The 18,345-nt window shown below is 49.6% G+C and carries 16 protein-coding genes; 6 read left to right on the top strand and 10 right to left on the bottom strand.

Translation table 11 applies throughout. The annotated features are described in order from the left end of the window. Positions 1-39: 39 nt before the first annotated feature. A complete protein-coding gene (gene pspA / locus D9T21_RS15160; RefSeq protein WP_123325780.1) occupies positions 40-732 on the bottom strand; it encodes a phage shock protein PspA in 693 nt (230 codons plus the stop codon). A gap of 206 nt (positions 733-938) precedes the next feature. On the opposite strand from pspA, the gene pspF reads away from it, so the two are divergent. From pspF to D9T21_RS15190, 6 genes are read left to right on the top strand one after another with little or no spacing between them, the layout of a single operon-like run. Next, the gene (gene pspF / locus D9T21_RS15165) at positions 939-2,048 is read left to right on the top strand and encodes a phage shock protein operon transcriptional activator (RefSeq protein ID WP_123325781.1); all 1,110 of its coding nucleotides are present in this window, start codon (positions 939-941) and stop codon (positions 2,046-2,048) included. 2 nt (positions 2,049-2,050) lie between these two features. Beyond that, positions 2,051-3,673 carry an ABC transporter substrate-binding protein gene (locus D9T21_RS15170; protein ID WP_123325782.1) on the top strand — a complete coding sequence of 541 codons (1,623 nt, stop codon included), beginning with the start codon at positions 2,051-2,053 and terminating at the stop codon, positions 3,671-3,673. Next, the gene (locus tag D9T21_RS15175; RefSeq protein WP_123325783.1) at positions 3,666-4,697 is read left to right on the top strand and encodes an ABC transporter permease; all 1,032 of its coding nucleotides are present in this window, start codon (positions 3,666-3,668) and stop codon (positions 4,695-4,697) included. Before D9T21_RS15170 ends, D9T21_RS15175 begins: the two co-directional genes overlap by 8 nt. Continuing rightward, positions 4,684-5,577: an ABC transporter permease subunit gene (locus D9T21_RS15180; protein ID WP_123325784.1), complete on the top strand. Its 894-nt coding sequence runs from the start codon at positions 4,684-4,686 to the stop codon at positions 5,575-5,577. Before D9T21_RS15175 ends, D9T21_RS15180 begins: the two co-directional genes overlap by 14 nt. After that, entirely contained in the window at positions 5,577-6,572 is a 996-nt protein-coding gene (locus D9T21_RS15185) for an oligopeptide/dipeptide ABC transporter ATP-binding protein (protein ID WP_123325785.1), read from the top strand. The genes D9T21_RS15180 and D9T21_RS15185 overlap by 1 nt, the downstream gene beginning before the upstream one ends. Continuing rightward, positions 6,569-7,384 (top strand): ATP-binding cassette domain-containing protein, encoded by an 816-nt coding sequence (locus tag D9T21_RS15190; RefSeq protein ID WP_123325786.1) that lies wholly within the window; start codon positions 6,569-6,571, stop codon positions 7,382-7,384. Before D9T21_RS15185 ends, D9T21_RS15190 begins: the two co-directional genes overlap by 4 nt. Before the next feature lie 4 nt (positions 7,385-7,388). On the opposite strand, the gene D9T21_RS15195 is transcribed toward D9T21_RS15190, so the two are convergent. The 9 genes from D9T21_RS15195 to dapB form a co-directional block, all read right to left on the bottom strand. Beyond that, positions 7,389-8,519 carry a sodium ion-translocating decarboxylase subunit beta gene (locus D9T21_RS15195; RefSeq protein ID WP_105934473.1) on the bottom strand — a complete coding sequence of 377 codons (1,131 nt, stop codon included), beginning with the start codon at positions 8,517-8,519 and terminating at the stop codon, positions 7,389-7,391. A gap of 6 nt (positions 8,520-8,525) precedes the next feature. Continuing rightward, complete coding sequence (oadA, locus tag D9T21_RS15200; RefSeq protein WP_123325787.1) at positions 8,526-10,316, bottom strand: sodium-extruding oxaloacetate decarboxylase subunit alpha; 1,791 nt, start codon at positions 10,314-10,316, stop codon at positions 8,526-8,528. A gap of 18 nt (positions 10,317-10,334) precedes the next feature. Further along, the gene (locus D9T21_RS15205) at positions 10,335-10,598 is read right to left on the bottom strand and encodes an OadG family protein (protein ID WP_123325788.1); all 264 of its coding nucleotides are present in this window, start codon (positions 10,596-10,598) and stop codon (positions 10,335-10,337) included. A gap of 393 nt (positions 10,599-10,991) precedes the next feature. After that, entirely contained in the window at positions 10,992-11,462 is a 471-nt protein-coding gene (locus tag D9T21_RS15210; protein WP_123325789.1) for a GNAT family N-acetyltransferase, read from the bottom strand. Between the two features lie 2 nt (positions 11,463-11,464). After that, the gene (locus tag D9T21_RS15215; protein WP_123325790.1) at positions 11,465-12,019 is read right to left on the bottom strand and encodes an NUDIX domain-containing protein; all 555 of its coding nucleotides are present in this window, start codon (positions 12,017-12,019) and stop codon (positions 11,465-11,467) included. 74 nt (positions 12,020-12,093) lie between these two features. Beyond that, positions 12,094-12,570 (bottom strand): transcription elongation factor GreA, encoded by a 477-nt coding sequence (greA, locus tag D9T21_RS15220; RefSeq protein ID WP_123325846.1) that lies wholly within the window; start codon positions 12,568-12,570, stop codon positions 12,094-12,096. Between the two features lie 129 nt (positions 12,571-12,699). Then, positions 12,700-15,921 (bottom strand): carbamoyl-phosphate synthase large subunit, encoded by a 3,222-nt coding sequence (carB, locus tag D9T21_RS15225; RefSeq protein ID WP_123325791.1) that lies wholly within the window; start codon positions 15,919-15,921, stop codon positions 12,700-12,702. A 12-nt stretch (positions 15,922-15,933) separates the two neighbouring features. Beyond that, positions 15,934-17,064 carry a glutamine-hydrolyzing carbamoyl-phosphate synthase small subunit gene (gene carA, locus D9T21_RS15230; RefSeq protein ID WP_123325792.1) on the bottom strand — a complete coding sequence of 377 codons (1,131 nt, stop codon included), beginning with the start codon at positions 17,062-17,064 and terminating at the stop codon, positions 15,934-15,936. A 307-nt stretch (positions 17,065-17,371) separates the two neighbouring features. Continuing rightward, complete coding sequence (dapB, locus tag D9T21_RS15235; RefSeq protein ID WP_105934465.1) at positions 17,372-18,175, bottom strand: 4-hydroxy-tetrahydrodipicolinate reductase; 804 nt, start codon at positions 18,173-18,175, stop codon at positions 17,372-17,374. Positions 18,176-18,345: the final 170 nt, after the last annotated feature.

Consider the following 18,345-nt stretch of genomic DNA (forward strand, 5'->3'; position numbering starts at 1 on the left):
AGAAGTGCTGAGTTCCCCCAGCCAATAAACTATAATCAGTTATTTAGATTTTGCTGTCTTTGCAGCAGGCTTATCAGCCTTTTTCATCTTCGCCTTCAGCGCTTCTAACTCATCATTAATTTTGTCGCCGGCTTCCAGCTCGGCAAATTCGTCCTGCAGGGTTTTCTTGCCCAGGTCATAGGCTTCCACCTGCGATTCAATATCATCAATTTTACGCTCATACTGATCAAAGCGACCCATTGCCTCATCAATCTTACTGCTGTCGAGGGTTTTACGCACCTCAAGGCGTGATGATGCGGTTTTCTGGCGCATCAGAATGGTTTTCTGACGAGCTTTGGCATCTGCCAGCTTTTCCTGCAACTGGACGATTTCGTCCTGCAATTTGCTTATTTGCTCCTCTACCGCGGTTAACTCAGCGGTGAGAACATCAGCGGCTTCCTGACATTTTTTCTTTTCCTGCAGCGCTGACCGGGCCAGATCTTCACGGTCTTTACTCAGGGCAAACTCCGCTTTGTTCTGCCAGTCGGCAGCATCCGATTCCATTTTGCCAATTTGAGAAGCAATTTCCTTTTTGTTCGCAATGGTCTTGGCTGACGCAGAACGAACCTCAACGAGTGTGTCTTCCATTTCCTGAATAATCAGACGAACCATTTTTTCAGGATCTTCGGCTTTATCCAGTAACGCGTTAATATTTGAGTTCACAATGTCTGTGAAACGAGAGAAGATACCCATAATTATTTACCTCTAGCGCGTGTTAAACATGTGGATTAACTTGGTTTCAACTTGTACTAACACATACAAATACCGCGCCAACTCACAAGAATAAACTAAAACATTGAATTTATTAGCGAATATTTAATATCAATAAACGCTGTAATCAACAATCCTTTTAATCTACACTATTAATTGGTCGATTTGGCTACTTTTTGAGGGAATTAATGAGTCGTTTTCGCCAGCAAGATAATTTACTTGGCCAGGCTAACAGTTTTTTAGAGGTTTTAGAGCAGGTTTCACAAATTGCCCCGCTCAATAAACCTGTGCTCATTATCGGTGAACGTGGTACCGGTAAAGAGCTGATTGCAGCGCGTTTGCATTTTTTGTCGCAGCGTTGGGATCAAAACTATGTAAAGTTAAACTGTGCCGCATTGAATGAGAATTTGCTGGAAAGCGAGCTCTTTGGTTATGAGGCTGGTGCCTTTACCGGCGCGGGTAAACGCCGCGAAGGCCGGTTCGAACTGGCGCATACCGGCACCCTGTTTCTGGATGAACTGGCCAATACCTCCGGTTTGATTCAGGAAAAGCTCCTGCGAGTCATCGAATACGGTGAATTTGAGCGTGTTGGGGGTAACAAAACGCTTAAGGTAGATGTGCGTTTAGTAGCCGCCACCAACGAAGACCTCCCGGCGCTGGCCGACAGCGGCGAGTTTCGTGCCGACCTGCTCGACCGACTGGCCTTTGATGTAATTACCATCCCACCACTGCGTGAGCGCCAGGAAGACATTATGTTACTGGCTGAAACCTTTGCCATTAATATGGCGCGGGAACTGGAAATGGAGCTGTTCAGCGGCTTTACCGAAAAAGCCAAGCGTACCCTGCTTGAATATGACTGGCCGGGTAATATCCGTGAGCTTAAAAATGTCGTGGAGCGCGCCGTATACCGCTGTAACAACCCTCATTTGCCGGTCCATGAAATTATTCTCGATCCCTTTGAGTCGGCATTTCGGCCAAAAGGGCGAGTTAAAACCCAGGACAGAATCTCTGCACCTGCCGAGCAGTCAGAAGCGAAATCTACATCCAGCATCAGCGACACCGCTGTCGCTGCTGAACCTGTGGCCCCGGCGGCACCGGTAACGCCTGCCACAGAGTATCCGGTGGATCTGAAGAATCTATCGCAGCAGTATGAAATCGAACTGATTCAGCAAGCTTTGGCTGACAGTCAGTACAATCAAAAGAAAACGGCCGAGAAACTCAGCCTGACCTATCACCAGTTGCGGGGCTACCTTAAAAAGTACAACCTGCTCGACTCTGCGGCCACCGAGGAAGAGTAATCATGCACAAGTGGTTGGTCTGGCCGGTGATTTCAACAGCTTTGCTGACATTACTGGGTGGCTGCTCGCCGCAAAAATACAGTGCAAACTATACTAACGGTCTGGTGTATTGTTCCGAAAGCGATCCCATTTCGATGAATCCGCAGCTCGATACCTCGACCACTACTGCCGATGCCACTGCCCATCAGATATACGACCGACTGCTTGAGTTTGATACCGAGAGCGGCCGTATCCGCCCATCACTGGCAACCAGTTGGTCAGTTAGCGATGACGGGCTTCTATACCATTTTTCATTGCGCCGGGATGTAAAATTTCACACCACCGATTACTTCACGCCCGGTCGCCCCTTCGATGCCAGTGATGTACTGTTTTCTTTTAACCGCTGGCGATTACCTCAACACAGCTTTCATAAAGTTTCAGGCGGATATTACCCCTACTTTGAATCACTGGGACTGGCCGACAATATTGCTGATATTAAAGCAGTATCGCCCTATGAAGTGGAAATTAGCTTAAAGCAACGGGACAGCTCATTCCTGGCCAACATTGCCAGTGATTTCTCGGTAATCCTGTCTGCCGAGTATGCGGATTTGCTGATGTCCCAGGGCATCCCGGAAAGAATCGACCGACTCCCCATTGGCACCGGCCCTTATCAGTATGCCGATTATCAGAAAAACCATTACATCCGGTATGATGTCAATAACGATTACTGGCAAGGCACCCCGGCAAGCAAAGCGCTGATATTCGATATTACCCCTAAGAGCTCATTGCGCCTGGCAAAATTGATGACCGGCGAATGCGATGCCGTGGCCTTTCCGGCCCGGGTTGATCACCAAATCATCCGTGAACGGGAAGATTTAGTGCTGGCCGAGAAAGCCGGCCTGAACATTGGTTTTTGGGCTTTCAATACCGAACGCCCGCCGTTTGATAACCCATCAGTGCGCAAAGCTCTCGCCTACGCTATTGATAAAAACACCCTGATTGAAGCAGTATATTTTGACAGCGCGACCCGCGCTAAATCGCTGTTACCGGCTGCCAGCTGGGCTTACCAGGCGGATGCCCAGGATACCGGCTATAATCCGGTTCTGGCCCGGCAACTGCTGGATGAAGCTGGCATAGAGCCTGGTTTTACCATGTCTGTCTGGGCAATTCCCGTGGAGCGGGCCTACAACCCCAATGCGCAGAAGATGGCAGAGCTGATTCAGCGTTACCTGGCCGATATTGAAGTAGAGGTGAATATTGTCAGTTACGACTGGTCTACCTTCCGCCGCCAGTTGCGCCTCGGCAACCACGATTCGGTACTGATAGGCTGGTCGGCAGATAACGGCGATCCGGATAACTTCTATCGGCCATTATTAAGTTGTGATGCCATTCCCTCGGGCACCAATCGCGCCCGCTGGTGTAATCCGGCCTATGATGAAATCCTCGACCGGGCGATTCAAACCGAAGACGTTGACATCCGCAAAGCATTATATTTTCAGGCCAACGAACTGCTGTTCGATAAACTGCCAATGGTACCAATAGCCCATGCTTTGCGGTATCAGGCTTATCGTGAAGAACTAAATGGTATGGTGATTAACCCTTATGGCGGTGTCAGACTGGGCGGGGTAACCAAGCAACGTGATTAGGATCCTGTTTCGCTATACTATTTTATTCAGCCTGACTTTACTGTCACTGAGTGCCCTGTCGTTTTCACTGATCTACCTGTTTCCTGCAGAGCCGGTGACTACCTTAACCGGTATTACGCCACAAAACCTGATCCAGCACGAAGCGCTGATGAATCAGTACCATCTTAATAACAGCGTCATTGTGCAGTTTGCCGACTACCTCAGCGAGCTCTTTGCCGGTAACTGGGGAGTTAGCCTGATTTCCGGCCAGCCACTGTCAAAGGAAATTATGCTGGCGTTGCCCGCTACCATTGAGCTCAGTGCCTGTGCCATGTTTATTGTGGTTTTGGTAGGCATACCACTGGGTTGCTACAGCGGTTTGCGTGCTTACAGCGCCACTGATTTTACCATTAACTCAATTAGCGTAACGGCGTACTCTGTACCGGTATTCTGGCTGGCTGTACTGTTTATTTTAACCTTTAGCCTGCAATTTGGCTGGTTACCGCTGTCTGGACGAATTAACCTGTTATTTGATATTCCGCCGAAAACCGGCTTCCTGATGATTGATATATTATTGGCTGATAACGTCGATAAAGCGGCGGCTTTCAGCGATGCCCTGTTGCACCTGATCCTGCCCGTACTTTCCATTGCGTTTATGTCTACTGCATCGATGATCAGAATAACCCGGCGCTCTATTATCGATGTGCTGAATAAACCTTTCATCATTGCCGCACGCTCCAAAGGCCTATCCAGCAAGCAGATATTTTTCCGCCATGTGTTGCGTAATGCCCTGTTGCCCATTCTGCCGCTGATGGCCATGCAGATCACTACCCTGATCACCAATGCAATGATTGTGGAAACCTTGTTTTCCTGGCCTGGCATTGGCAACTGGCTGATTCAGGCCATATATCAGCGGGATTATTCTGCATTGCGTATGGGCATGCTGGCCGTTTCGACGCTGGTGGTGATGATCACCATTGCCATTGATTTATTTAACCGTTTAATCGATCCAAGCAGGGAAAAATACGAAAGTGTCACGATTTAGCCTCTACGATGATGAAGCCCATCCGTCGCCGTGGCAACACACCTGGCGGGCGTTTAAGTCCAGTCATATTGCTTTGGTCGGGCTGGCCGTATTGTTGTTATTTGTATTTTTCGCCTTTTTTGCCCCCCTGGTTGCGCCTTACAACCCTGCTTACCAGAATACCGAAGCATTACTGATCCCGCCAAGCTGGGCGCCTAACGGCTCGATTACTCATCTGTTTGGTACCGATGCGCTGGGCCGGGACTTATTCTCACGCATTATGTATGGCTGCCGGGTTACTTTCGGTACCAGTTTGCTGGTAGTCATTATTGCCATGCTGGTTGGCGTCACCATTGGCACCGTAGCCGGTATGCTAAGCGGAGTTCGCTCCAGTGTGGTTAACCACCTGCTGGATGCGCTGATGGCCATCCCCACCCTGTTGATAGCCATTATCATTGTTGGCATTCTGGGTAGTGGTCTGGTGAACAGTATGTGGGCTATTACGCTGGCGCTAATCCCGCAGTTTGTGCACCATACCCGCTCGTTTGTGCGCGGCGAAATGAAAAAAGACTATATCCAGTCGTCTACGCTTGATGGCGCCAGCAATCTGCAGCTCTTTTACCACTCCATCTTACCCAATATGATTGAAATGCTGGTGGTACAGGGCACTCTGGCCCTGTCTATTGCGGTAATCGATATCAGCGCACTGGGCTTTTTAAACCTTGGTGCACAAGCACCACTGCCAGAGCTGGGAGCTATTCTGGCCACTGGTCTGGACGCCGGTTACCTGGCCCCCTGGAATATTGCCATTCCTGGTGTGACGATATTTCTGATGGTATTGTCAATTACTATAGTAGGTGACGGACTGCGTTCTGCGCTACGCAAACGGGTGAATCGCTAATGCCTTTACTGGATATTAAAAACCTGACCCTGGAAATCGATACAGGTACCCAGGTGATTAAAGCTCTCGATAAGATTAACCTGACCGTTAACTCGGGTGAAATCCGTGCCTTAGTGGGTGAGTCAGGCTCAGGTAAAAGTCTGATTGTACAGGCGATATCCGGGGCAACGCCACCGAACTGGAATATCACCGCCGATCGCATGAGCTGGAATGGTAATAACCTGCTGTCGATGTCTGAGCAAAAGCGCCGGCAAATCCTGCGTAAGGATATCGGCGTGGTGTTTCAACATTCCATTGCCTCGCTGGATCCGTCGGTTACCCTTGGTGAACAACTGGAAGAATCCCTGCCAGATCAACTTATTGAAGGTAGCTGGTTCTGGCAACGGGCACAATCGCGACGCAAAGTGGTTATTAACACCGTGCACAAAGTGGGCATAAAAGACCACGAACATTATCTGCGCGCTTACCCTCATCAGATCCCTACTGATATCGGTCAGAAACTGATGCTGGCCATGGCACTTATCAGTCAGCCGAAGATGCTGATTGCCGATGACCCGACCCGGGGCATGGAAACCACCACTAAAGTACAGGTACTAAAATTATTGTCGCGTCTGAATCAGACCCGCTCATTAGGTATTTTATTTGTCAGCCACGATTTGCTGGCCATTGCCAGTATGTCGCATACCATGACGGTGCTGTACTGCGGTCAGACAGTGGAATCCGGCAAAATGAAGCATATTCGTAAACGGCCGCTGCATCCGTATACCAAGGCGTTGATGGACAGCGCGCCCAGTTTCAGTAAGGATTTACCGCCCAAATCACAGTTACCAACCCTGGCCGGTACCATCCCTACCCTACAGCATCTGCCTATTGGTTGTCGTCTGGGCCCTCGTTGCCCGCGCGCCCAGCGCGCCTGCGTTAATGTCCCGGCGGTGCGTAAGATTCATGATCATAGCTATAGCTGCCACTTTCCACTGCATCGGGAGAAAGTATGACGCAAATCCTCAATGTCAGCGGCTTAACTTTTCGCCACAGCAGCAAAAAGCGCTGGCTGAAAAAGCCGGAGGTATTCTCTCTCGGCCCGATAGATATGCAGGTAACCAAAGGCGAAACCATTGCCATTATTGGTCAGAACCGTTCAGGTAAATCCTTGCTGGCAAAAATGCTGGCCGGTGCAGTGGAACCCGATGAAGGCCATATTCAGTTGCAGGAAGAAAGATACTGGTCGGTAAAACACCGGGTGGCGCGTAAAAAAGCCGACATAACCGGCATCCGCATGATTTTTCAGCATAACAGCGAGTCGATTAATCCGGGGATTACGGTGGGTCAAATCCTCGATGAACCCCTACGGTTAAATTCATCCATGGCTGAAAACGAACGTAAAGCCCTCATAGGCGATACATTGGTAAAAGTAGGGCTGCTACGGGAACACATCTATTTTTACCGTCATATGCTCTCTGACGGCCAGCAACAGCGTGTTTCACTGGCGAAAGCCATATTACCCGACCCAAAGGTACTGATTGCCGACGAGCCTTTTGCGGCGTTGGATCCCACTATCCGCTCCCAGACGGTAAACCTGATCCTGCAATTACAAAAAGAGATGGGTCTGGCGTTTATCTTTATTTCGCACAACCTGGGGATTGTCCGGCACATCGCCGACCGGGTGATTGTGATGGATAAGGGACAGATTATTGAGAGTGGTAAAACCGAGACCATCTTTCGATGGCCTCAGCACGAAATGACCAAGAAACTGGTAATGTCTTATCAGTCGCTGATCCCGCAACAAACCATGCGGGAACCCGATTAATAAGTTAGCCCACCAGGGCTAACAGCACACCAGCTGCTACAGCAGAACCCAGCACGCCGGCAACGTTTGGCCCCATAGCATGCATTAGCAGGAAGTTATGCGGGTTAGCTTCAAGACCAACCTTGTTAACGACCCGGGCAGCCATAGGCACAGCTGATACCCCGGCGGCACCGATCAGCGGGTTGATAGTACCGCCACTGGCTTTGCTCATGATTTTAGCCATGATCACACCGGTTGCAGTACCAATTGCAAAGGCAATGGCGCCAAGCCCCAGAATACCCAGTGTTTCAACCGTCAGGAATTTATCCGCTGACAGCTTAGAACCAACGGCTAACCCTAAGAAGATAGTCACAATGTTGATTAATTCGTTTTGAGCAGTTTTGCTTAAACGGTCTACCACACCACATTCTTTCATCAGGTTACCAAAGCAGAACATACCTACCAGCGGCGTTGCTGAAGGCAGAAACAGAATGGTCAGGAACAGCACTGCCAGTGGGAATAACACCTTCTCCTTGGCAGAAACATGACGTAACTGAGCCATCTCAATCTTGCGTTCTTCCGGCGTGGTAAGTGCCTTCATAATGGGCGGCTGGATAATAGGTACCAGTGCCATATAAGAATACGCAGCAACCGCTATAGCGCCGAGTAAGTCTGGCGCCAGCCGGGAAGCCAGGAAGATAGCCGTGGGCCCGTCAGCACCACCGATAATGGCGATTGCCGAGGCATCTTTAAGGGTGAAATCGAAGCCCGGAATAAAGTTAAGCGCAATCGCTCCGAACAGCGTGGCAAAAATACCAAACTGCGCAGCCGCGCCGAGTAACAGCATCCGCGGGTTAGCGATTAACGCGCCAAAATCCGTCATTGCGCCCACGCCCATAAAAATGAGCAGAGGGAACACGCCGGAGTGGATCCCCACTTCGTAGATGTAATACAACATGCCGCCCGGCTCGGTAAAACCGGCCAGTGGAATGTTGGTCAGTAAGGCACCAAAACCAATTGGAAATAACAGTAGTGGCTCAAACTTTTTAACGATGGCCAGATACAGCAGTAGTCCGCCTACTGCCATCATAATTAACTGGCCGGATTGAAAATGGGCCAGCGCGGTGCTGTCCCATAATATGGCTAATTGTTCCATGGCCGGTTAACCCAAACTAATCAGAGGCTGACCGCTGGAAACGCTGTCACCATCTTTTACCTGAATTGAAGATACTGTGCCGTCAAAGGCACTGCGGATCTCGGTTTCCATTTTCATGGCTTCCAGAATGATCACCACATCCCCATTAGCTACCTGATCGCCCGGCGATACCAGGATCTTAAACACGTTGCCTGCCAGTGGCGCATTAATAGTCTGACCAGATGGTGCAGGCGCAGCAGCAGGTGCTGCCTGAGCCGATGCCGCTGGCGCCGGAGTAATAGCGCCTAACTCGCCTTGTGCGCCCACTTCTACGCTATACAGCTTGCCATCAACACGTACATCATAAACCGCGGCTTCTGATGCTGAGGCCTGCGCACTGGCTGCCGGTGCAGCAGGTGCAGCTTCTTCACCAGTGGGTACCGGCTCAAAGGCATCCGGATTGTTGCGGTTTTCAAGGAATTTAAGACCAATTTGCGGGAACAGCGCATAGGTCAGCACGTCGTCGATTTTGTCTTTCGCCAGAGAAATGGATTTTTCTTTTGCCAGACTATCGAGTTCAGTTTCAAGTTTTTCCAGTTCTGGTTCAATGAGATCGGCAGGTCGACAGGTGATTGCTTCGCCGCCATCCAGCACGCGTGCTTGCAGTTCACTGTTAACCGGTGCAGCAGTAGCGCCGTATTCGCCTTTCAGTACGCCAGCAGTCTCTTTGGAAATACTCTTATAACGCTCACCGGTCAGTACGTTGAGTACTGCCTGAGTACCAACGATTTGCGAGGTAGGTGTAACCAGAGGAATAAAGCCCAGATCTTCACGAACGCGCGGGATCTCCTGCAGTACCTCATCAAATTTATCGGCTGCGCCCTGCTCTTTGAGCTGGCTTTCCATGTTGGTCAGCATACCACCAGGTACCTGAGCCAGCAGAATACGCGCATCAACGCCCTTCAGGCTGCCTTCAAATTTAGCGTACTTCTTACGCACATCACGGAAGTAGGCGGCAATCTCAGCCAGCTCCGGTAAATCCAGGCCGGTATCACGCTCGGTGCCTTCCAGAATCGACACTATCGTTTCGGTTGCTGAGTGACCGTAAGTCATACTCATAGACGAAATCGCGGTATCAAGAATGTCGATACCAGCGTCAATGGCTTTTTGGTAAGTGGCAGTGCTCAGGCCGGTAGTGGCGTGACACTGCATGGCAATCGGCACATCAACGGTTTTCTTCAGTTCGGTGATAAGCGTTTCACACTCGTAAGGCTTAAGCAGGCCTGCCATATCTTTAATACAGATAGAGTGAACACCCATGTCTTCGAGCTTTTTCGCCATATCCAGCCACAACTCGAGGTTATGCACCGGGCTCACAGTGTAAGAGATAGTACCCTGAGCATGTGCACCACAATTTACTGCGGCTTTGATGGCTGTTTCCAGGTTACGTACATCATTCATGGCATCGAAAATACGGAATACGTCTACACCGTTGTCGTGCGCACGCTCAACAAAGCGGGTAACCACATCGTCGGCATAATGGCGATACCCCAGCAGGTTCTGACCACGCAGTAACATTTGCTGCGGAGTCTTTGGCATGGCTTTTTTCAGCTCACGGATACGTTCCCAGGGATCTTCACCCAGATAACGGATACACGAATCGAAGGTGGCACCACCCCAGGACTCGATCGACCAATAACCCGCGTTATCAAGCTTTTCAGCGATGGGTAGCATATCGTCCAGACGCATTCTGGTTGCTAGCAGTGATTGGTGCGCATCCCGAAGCACCAGTTCGGTAATCGCCAGTGGCTTAGACATGTGTTCTCCTAAAGTGTGTTATTTATTCTTTGCGTTTCTGTGCGCGTGCACAGCAGCAGATATGGCAGCGATAACATTGTTATCGGCGGCAGCTGTTGAAGTGGCTTTCGTGCCCGACGCTCTTACCGGCGCCTGCGGCTCCTGACCAGGGAAACGCTCACAAAAAGCCTTGAGCGCGTTTACCGCGAAAATAAGGATTGTCAGAAACACAAAAACAAAGCCCATTCCCACCAGCAGTAAATTGCCAGCTTCCATTAGTAATTCTGAAATCGGTGTAGTCATTGCTTTTCCCGGGCATTATTTTTGGAAACAGATTAGTATCACGGCAGTTGCTAAAAGACAATATAAACAACTGTTTGAATTGCATAAAAAATCATTTTTTACGACTAAATATCAATATATATTCTATTTTGTGCATAAAATTAAGTTTCACTTATGCAGCCTATAAGTTGTATGAATACAGAGATCACACTTAATTAACATGCTGTCATCATCGCATCTGCCATAAACAGTGTTTATAGGTCGTATAACTGGTTAATATATCGCCTGTAGATGAGTGTGCTGGAGAGCATTGGTGAACACAAGGTAAAGTGAAGCAATGCTTGATCTGAATTAATGGAAAAAGAGTTCAGGGGCCCTGTCAGGCCGACCGGTTACAAGCATAGCGGCTGGCGATTATAAAGTTTTGCACATAAAACAACTGTTGGGATCGGCCTGATAGTCGGCAAATGGCCCACAAAATTGAAATCCGTAGCGCTGATATAACTGTCTGGCCGGGGCAAAAAAGTCCATGGTGCCCGTTTCCAGCCATAAGCTTTGATAGCTGCGTATTTCGGCATAATCAATAACATGCTCAAGTAATCTTTTACCTGTACCAGTGCGCCGTGCACTGGCTGGTGTACGCATGGATTTGATTTCGGCCTGAGCGGCGTTAAGGTGCTTCAAAGCGATGCAACCCAGCAGTTTATGCCCGGAGCGAGCCGCAAAAAAGGTAATGTCCGGCGCTTGGAGTTTATCAACGTCGAGAGCATGAACGCACTCAGGTGGCGATGTCGCATACATATCAGCCAGATGTTCCTCGAGCAACGCAATAACATCACCACCGGATAAATCGTCTACCCTGATTTGCAGCGATTCGGCTGGCATGATTAAAGATAGCCTTTAAGTGTTGCCAGTCCAAACGCATTACAGGTGGTTGAATCCATCATCTCACCGTTAACTATGCGGGCTTTTACTTCTGCCAGCGGCAGCTTATGCACAGTGAGCCCCTGCTCTTCTTCTTCGAGTTCCTGAGCCGTTTTGGTGAGGGTTTTCGCCACGAAAATATGATAGCGCTGGGAACACATACCATAGGCCAGAAACTGTTCGCCAACGTACTGCCAGTCGGCTGCCAGCAAACCGCATTCTTCTCTTAATTCGGCCTTAGCAACACTCAGTGCGTCAAAGGTTTCTGCGCCCTCTTTCGCCCCCTGGGGAAATTCCAGATGACGGCCTTTTACCGGATACCGATATTGTTCGACCAGATAAACATCGTCGCCATCAATGGCGATCACCACCACAAAGTCCGGCTTGTCCACAACCCCGTAGATCCCGCGGTAGCCGTCATCACGACCAATAGTATCTTCACGCACGGTCATCCAGCGATTCTGATAAACCACTTTCGAGTCGAGGGTTTGAATTTCGTCGGTGTTGGTGTCTTTCATATAAATCCGTTTAATACAGGGCGTAAAACAAAGGGGCAAAAAATAAGAGCTGCGAAAGCAGCTCTTAGAAATGATTAAATATATTCGACTTCGATGATTTCGTATTCAACGGTGCCAGCCGGCGTTTTAATGTTCACCATATCGTCGAGCTCTTTACCAATCAGGCCGCGGGCGATTGGCGAGTTAACGGAAATCAGGTTTTGTTTAATGTCGGCTTCATCGTCACCCACGATGCGATAAGTGGTTTCTTTATCGTTATCAACGTTAAGAATGGTCACCGTAGCCCCAAAGATAACTTTGCCATTGTTAGGCATTTTAGTGACATCGATGATTTGTGCATTAGACAGTTTACCTTCGATGTCCTGAATGCGGCCTTCACAGAAGCTTTGCTGTTCACGGGCGGCGTGATACTCAGCGTTTTCTTTTAAGTCGCCATGTTCGCGGGCTTCCGCTATTGAGGCGATAATTTTAGGACGCTCTACCGATTTAAGTTGATTCAACTCCTCGCGAAGCATCTCAGCACCACGTGCAGTCATAGGATATTGAGTCATGTTGTTATTCTCACTTACCTGGAAATAGTTTACCTGAAACAAAAAAATGCGCCCGGTGGGCGCATTTTTCAATAGTTAATAACGAATTAATGCGTTAAAGAAGAATACACAGGATCCTGCTTTTTGTCATTACCCGTTTATTCTGGCGTGCAACTCCTGCACCGAGGTGACTTTACCGCGATCGTCAGCGGATTTTGCCTGAACAGTTGCAAACGCAGCATTCATGGTCGTGGTGTAGGTCACTTTGTTGAGCAACGCTTCACGGCGTATATACACCGAGTCGGTAATCGCCTGACGTCCTTCCGTTGTGTTTACAATGTAAGAATATTCGCCATTCTTAATTGCATCCACAATGTTCGGACGACCTTCAGAAAGCTTATTAACCACCGAGACTTCAATACCCTGCGCCCGCAGAGATTCTGCAGTACCGCTGGTACACTCAATGGTAAAGCCTTTCGCGATTAACGCTTTGGAGAGCTCTGCCAGTTTAGGCTTATCGGTTTGACGCACTGATAACAACGCTTTACCTGAAGCAGGCAGCGGTGCACCAGCACCAAGGTTTGCCTTGGCATAGGCTTCCTCAAAGGTATCACCCACGCCCATTACTTCACCGGTTGAACGCATTTCGGGGCCTAACAGCGGATCCACACCCTGGAACTTAGCAAATGGCAGTACCACTTCTTTCACCGAGTAGAACGGTGGGATAACTTCTTCAGTAAAGCCCTGTTCTTTGAGTGATTTACCCGCCATTACCCGCGCTGCAATCTTGGCCAGAGGTACGCCTGTGGCTTTCGATACAAACGGAATGGTACGCGCTGCTCGAGGGTTTACCTCAATCAGATAGACTTCGCCATCTTTAATCGCAAACTGCGTATTCATCAGGCCAACTACGCCAAGCTCAAGAGCCATTGCCTTAACCTGCTCGCGCATTACGTCCTGAATGTCTTTTGGCAGTGAGTGCGGAGGCAGTGAACAGGCTGAGTCACCAGAATGAACACCGGCTTGTTCGATGTGCTCCATGATACCGCCAATCACTACGTCGGTACCGTCGCATACTGCATCGATATCGACTTCGATAGCGTCGTCCAGGAAGCGGTCCAGCAATACCGGTGAGTCGTTAGACACTTTCACCGCTTCGTTCAGGTAACGTTTCAGGTCTTTTAAGTCGTAGACGATTTCCATCGCACGACCACCTAATACGTAAGAAGGGCGAACCACCAGCGGGAAGCCAATTTCCTTGCCTTTCTCAAGCGCCTGTTCCATGTTGCTAACGGTTGCGTTAGCAGGCTGTTTCAGGGCCAGTTTGTTAACCATTTGCTGGAAACGCTCACGGTCTTCAGCGCGGTCGATGGCTTCTGGTGAAGTACCGATAATAGGTACACCGTTAGCTTCCAGGGCACGGGCCAGTTTGAGCGGGGTCTGACCGCCGTACTGCACGATAACGCCTTTAGGCTGTTCAACAGCAACGATTTCCAAGACATCTTCCAGCGTTACCGGTTCGAAGTAGAGGCGATCTGAGGTGTCGTAGTCGGTAGACACGGTTTCCGGGTTACAGTTAACCATGATGGTTTCATAACCGTCTTCACGCATCGAGAGCGCTGCGTGTACACAGCAGTAATCGAATTCGATACCCTGACCGATACGGTTTGGACCACCGCCCAATACCATGATCTTTTCTTTGTCAGAAGGCGCAGCTTCACACTCTTCATCATAAGTTGAGTACATGTAGGCGGTGCTGGTAGCAAACTCAGCGGCACAGGTATCTACGCGCTTGTACACCGGCTTAATGCCCATGCCTAAACGCAGGTCGCGGACATCGCTTTCGGCTACTGCCGTAAGCTCTGCCAGACGGGCATCAGAGAACCCTTTGCGCTTGAGGGTGGTCATCAGATTGTCATCGATATTGGCCACACCCAGCTCAGCCACTTTCTGTTCAAGCAGCACCAGTTCTTCTAACTGCACCAGGAACCAGCGGTCGATGTTAGTCAGTTTAAAGACTTCTTCTACGCTCATGCCGGAACGGAAAGCATCGCCGATGTACCAGATACGCTCGGCACCCGGTTGACGCAGTTCGTAAACCAGCTTGTTCTGTGCTTCCGGATCGTCAAGGTCAAGCATTGGATCAAGACCCGTCGCGCCCACTTCCAGGCCACGCAGGGCTTTTTGCAGTGATTCCTGCTGGTTACGACCAATCGCCATCACTTCACCAACTGACTTCATCTGAGTAGTCAGACGGTCATTAGAACCCGCAAACTTCTCAAAGTTAAAGCGTGGGATCTTAGTGACTACGTAGTCGATGGCCGGCTCAAACGATGCAGGCGTTAAACCGCCGGTAATATCGTTTGCCAGTTCGTCCAGGGTGTAACCTACAGCCAGCTTAGCTGCTACCTTAGCAATCGGGAAACCGGTTGCTTTAGAGGCCAGCGCTGATGAGCGTGATACCCGTGGATTCATCTCAATGATTACCAGACGGCCGGTTTTCGGATCGACGCCAAACTGTACGTTTGAGCCACCGGTTTCCACGCCGATTTCACGCAGTACAGCCATGGCTGCATTACGCATAATCTGGAATTCTTTGTCGGTCAGGGTTTGCGCAGGTGCTACGGTAATCGAGTCACCGGTGTGCACGCCCATCGGGTCGAAGTTTTCAATGGTACAAACGATGATACAGTTGTCGGCTTTATCGCGGACCACTTCCATCTCGTACTCTTTCCAGCCAATCAGTGATTCATCAATCAACAATTCGTTGGTCGGTGATAAATCCAGACCGCGGGTACAGATTTCATTAAACTCATCGATGTTATACGCGATACCACCGCCGGAACCACCCATAGTAAATGATGGACGGATGATACATGGGAAGCCGATACGGCTTAACACATCGTGAGCCTGTTCCATCGAGTGGGCGATTTCTGCACGCGGGCACTCTAAGCCAATAGACTTCATGGCTTTATCGAAACGTTCGCGGTCTTCCGCTTTGTCGATAGCATCAGCCGTGGCGCCAATCAGCTCTACATTAAATTCGTCCAGTACGCCTTCGCGGTTCAGATCCAGCGCACAGTTCAGAGCGGTCTGACCACCCATGGTAGGCAGGATTGCATCAGGACGTTCTTTCTCGATAATCTTGCGCACCACTTCCCAGTGAATCGGCTCAATGTACGTGGCATCGGCCATTTCAGGGTCGGTCATGATGGTGGCAGGGTTAGAGTTAACCAGAATTACGCGGTAGCCTTCTTCACGAAGGGCTTTACACGCCTGGGCACCTGAATAGTCAAATTCACAGGCCTGACCGATAACGATAGGCCCGGCGCCGAGGATTAGGATACTTTTTAGGTCGGTACGTTTTGGCATTGGGGCAAGTTCCTACTGCTTTGACTGTTCGATTAAGTCGATAAAGTGATCAAATAATGCAGCTGCATCGTGCGGACCAGGGCTCGCTTCAGGGTGACCCTGGAAGCTGAACGCCGGTTTGTCGATACGATGAATACCCTGCAGGGATTTATCAAACAACGACACGTGCGTCACTTTAAGATTGTCTGGCAGATTTGCTTCATCAACCGCAAAACCGTGGTTCTGACTGGTGATCATCACCACGTCACGTTCCAGGTCTTTTACCGGGTGGTTGGCACCATGGTGACCAAACTTCATTTTGACCGTCTTAGCACCGCTGGCCAGGGCCAGTAACTGATGGCCTAAACAAATACCGAATACCGGTAAACCGGTGTCGACGATAGTTTTAATCGCTTCAATAGCGTAGTCACATGGCTCAGGGTCGCCCGGGCCGTTTGACAGGAACACACCGTCCGGATTCATCGCCAGGACGTCTTCGGCTGAGGTTTGTGCCGGCACCAGCGTTAACTTACAGCCGCGGTCAACCAACATACGCAGGATGTTGTGTTTAGCACCGTAGTCGTAGGCCACAACATGGTATTTAAAATCCGCACCGTCTTTATAGCCGCCTTCAAGCTCCCATACACCGCTGGTCCATTCGGTGATTTCTGTGGTCGAAACCACTTTAGCTAAATCCATTCCTTTGAGGCCGGGGAACGCTTTGGCGTTTTCCAGCGCCGCCGCTTCATCCAGCGCGTCGGTGCAGATGATGCAACCGTTTTGCGCGCCTTTGTCGCGCAGAATGCGCGTTAAGCGACGAGTGTCGATATCTGCAATGCCCACTACATTGTTGGCTTTGAGATAATCAGACAGCGTTTGTTCATTTCGAAAATTGCTGGCAACGAGAGGGAGATCTCTTATAACCAGACCTTTTGACCAGATTTTGTTTGATTCAACATCTTCCTGGTTGGTACCGGTATTGCCGATATGGGGATAAGTAAGAGTAACAATTTGTTCAGCGTAAGAAGGGTCGGTCAGAATTTCCTGGTAGCCCGTCATTGATGTATTAAATACTACTTCACCAACTGACATACCTTGAGCACCAATAGCAGTACCCTTAAACACAGAACCATCTTCTAAGACCAGAAGGGCGGAATTAGCCAAGTCAACCTCCAAATTAAGGATAACCGAGAGTTTTAAATAACACTCACAAAAAACGGGAGGTAATATTCAATTTACATCCCGTTTACTAGAATTTGCAGCTAATGAATATGTGCTCAAACTGCCGCTAAAGCTAATGCAGCAGCGGTTTCAACACTAATTTTTGGCAAATTCCGTGGATTATAGCTTAAGAGACTTTAAAGGTCTATTCCGATCTGGAAAAATTATTAAAATAACCCGTTAAGCTATAAATTCACGCAAACATGCCAAAAAAGCAATTCATTGGGCCATTTTCTGCCGTTTCTATTTATTATTGATTTAAAGACAATACGTCATTCATGCCGTACTGGCCGGCATCCTGCTGCGACAGCCACATGGCAGCCTGCACCGCACCACGGGCAAAAGTTAGGCGACTGGAAGCCTTATGGGTAATCTCCAGGCGTTCACCAATATCCGCGAACAAAGCAGTATGCTCACCCACTACGTCACCGGCGCGAACAGTGGCAAAGCCAATAGTGTTGTGGTCTCGCGGCGGTGTTTTGCCCTCGCGGCCATAAACAGCGCAGGTTGAGAGGTCGCGACCCAGCTCGTCAGCAATAGCTTCACCAATCGCCATGGCGGTACCCGACGGCGCATCCTGTTTAAAGCGGTGGTGCGCCTCTAAAATCTCGATATCCGCAGTTGCGCCCAATGCACGGGCAGCCTGTTTTACCAGGGATAACATTAAATTCACCCCAACACTGTAATTTGCGGCAAATACCACCGGAATTTTGGTTGCTGCATCAGCCAGTAAATCCAGCTGTGCGGCTGACAAACCGGTAGTGCCAATGACCACAGGCTTGTTATTGGTCACACACCATTTAAGGTTACTATCGAACGCGGCAGGCAGAGTAAAGTCGATCATCACATCGACGTCTGCCGGGTCAATGGAAGACAAAGCACTACATGCAGTTTCCAGCTTTCCTATGCCCGCCAGTTCACCTACGTCCATACCGACCCACGGAGAGTCATCACGTACCGATGCAACACTTAATGAGGCGGTATCATGTTCATTGAGCGCTTCAATCAATACCCGTCCCATCCGACCATTGGCGCCAAAAAGACCTACTTTCATCGAAAACCTGCTTGCTTATTTAAGGTGCCCTTGGTTGACTGTAGGGACAGTTTTCCGGGCAATGTGACTGTTGATGGGCGAATTGTGCCTGATAGCTGTGCAGATGAAAACCCACAAATGGTTGAACTTTGATACCTGTCCGGCTTCAATGAGAACCCATTGCGCCGCAT

The organism is Marisediminitalea oceani, from assembly GCF_003731635.1.
Lineage (GTDB): Bacteria > Pseudomonadota > Gammaproteobacteria > Enterobacterales > Alteromonadaceae > Alteromonas > Alteromonas oceani.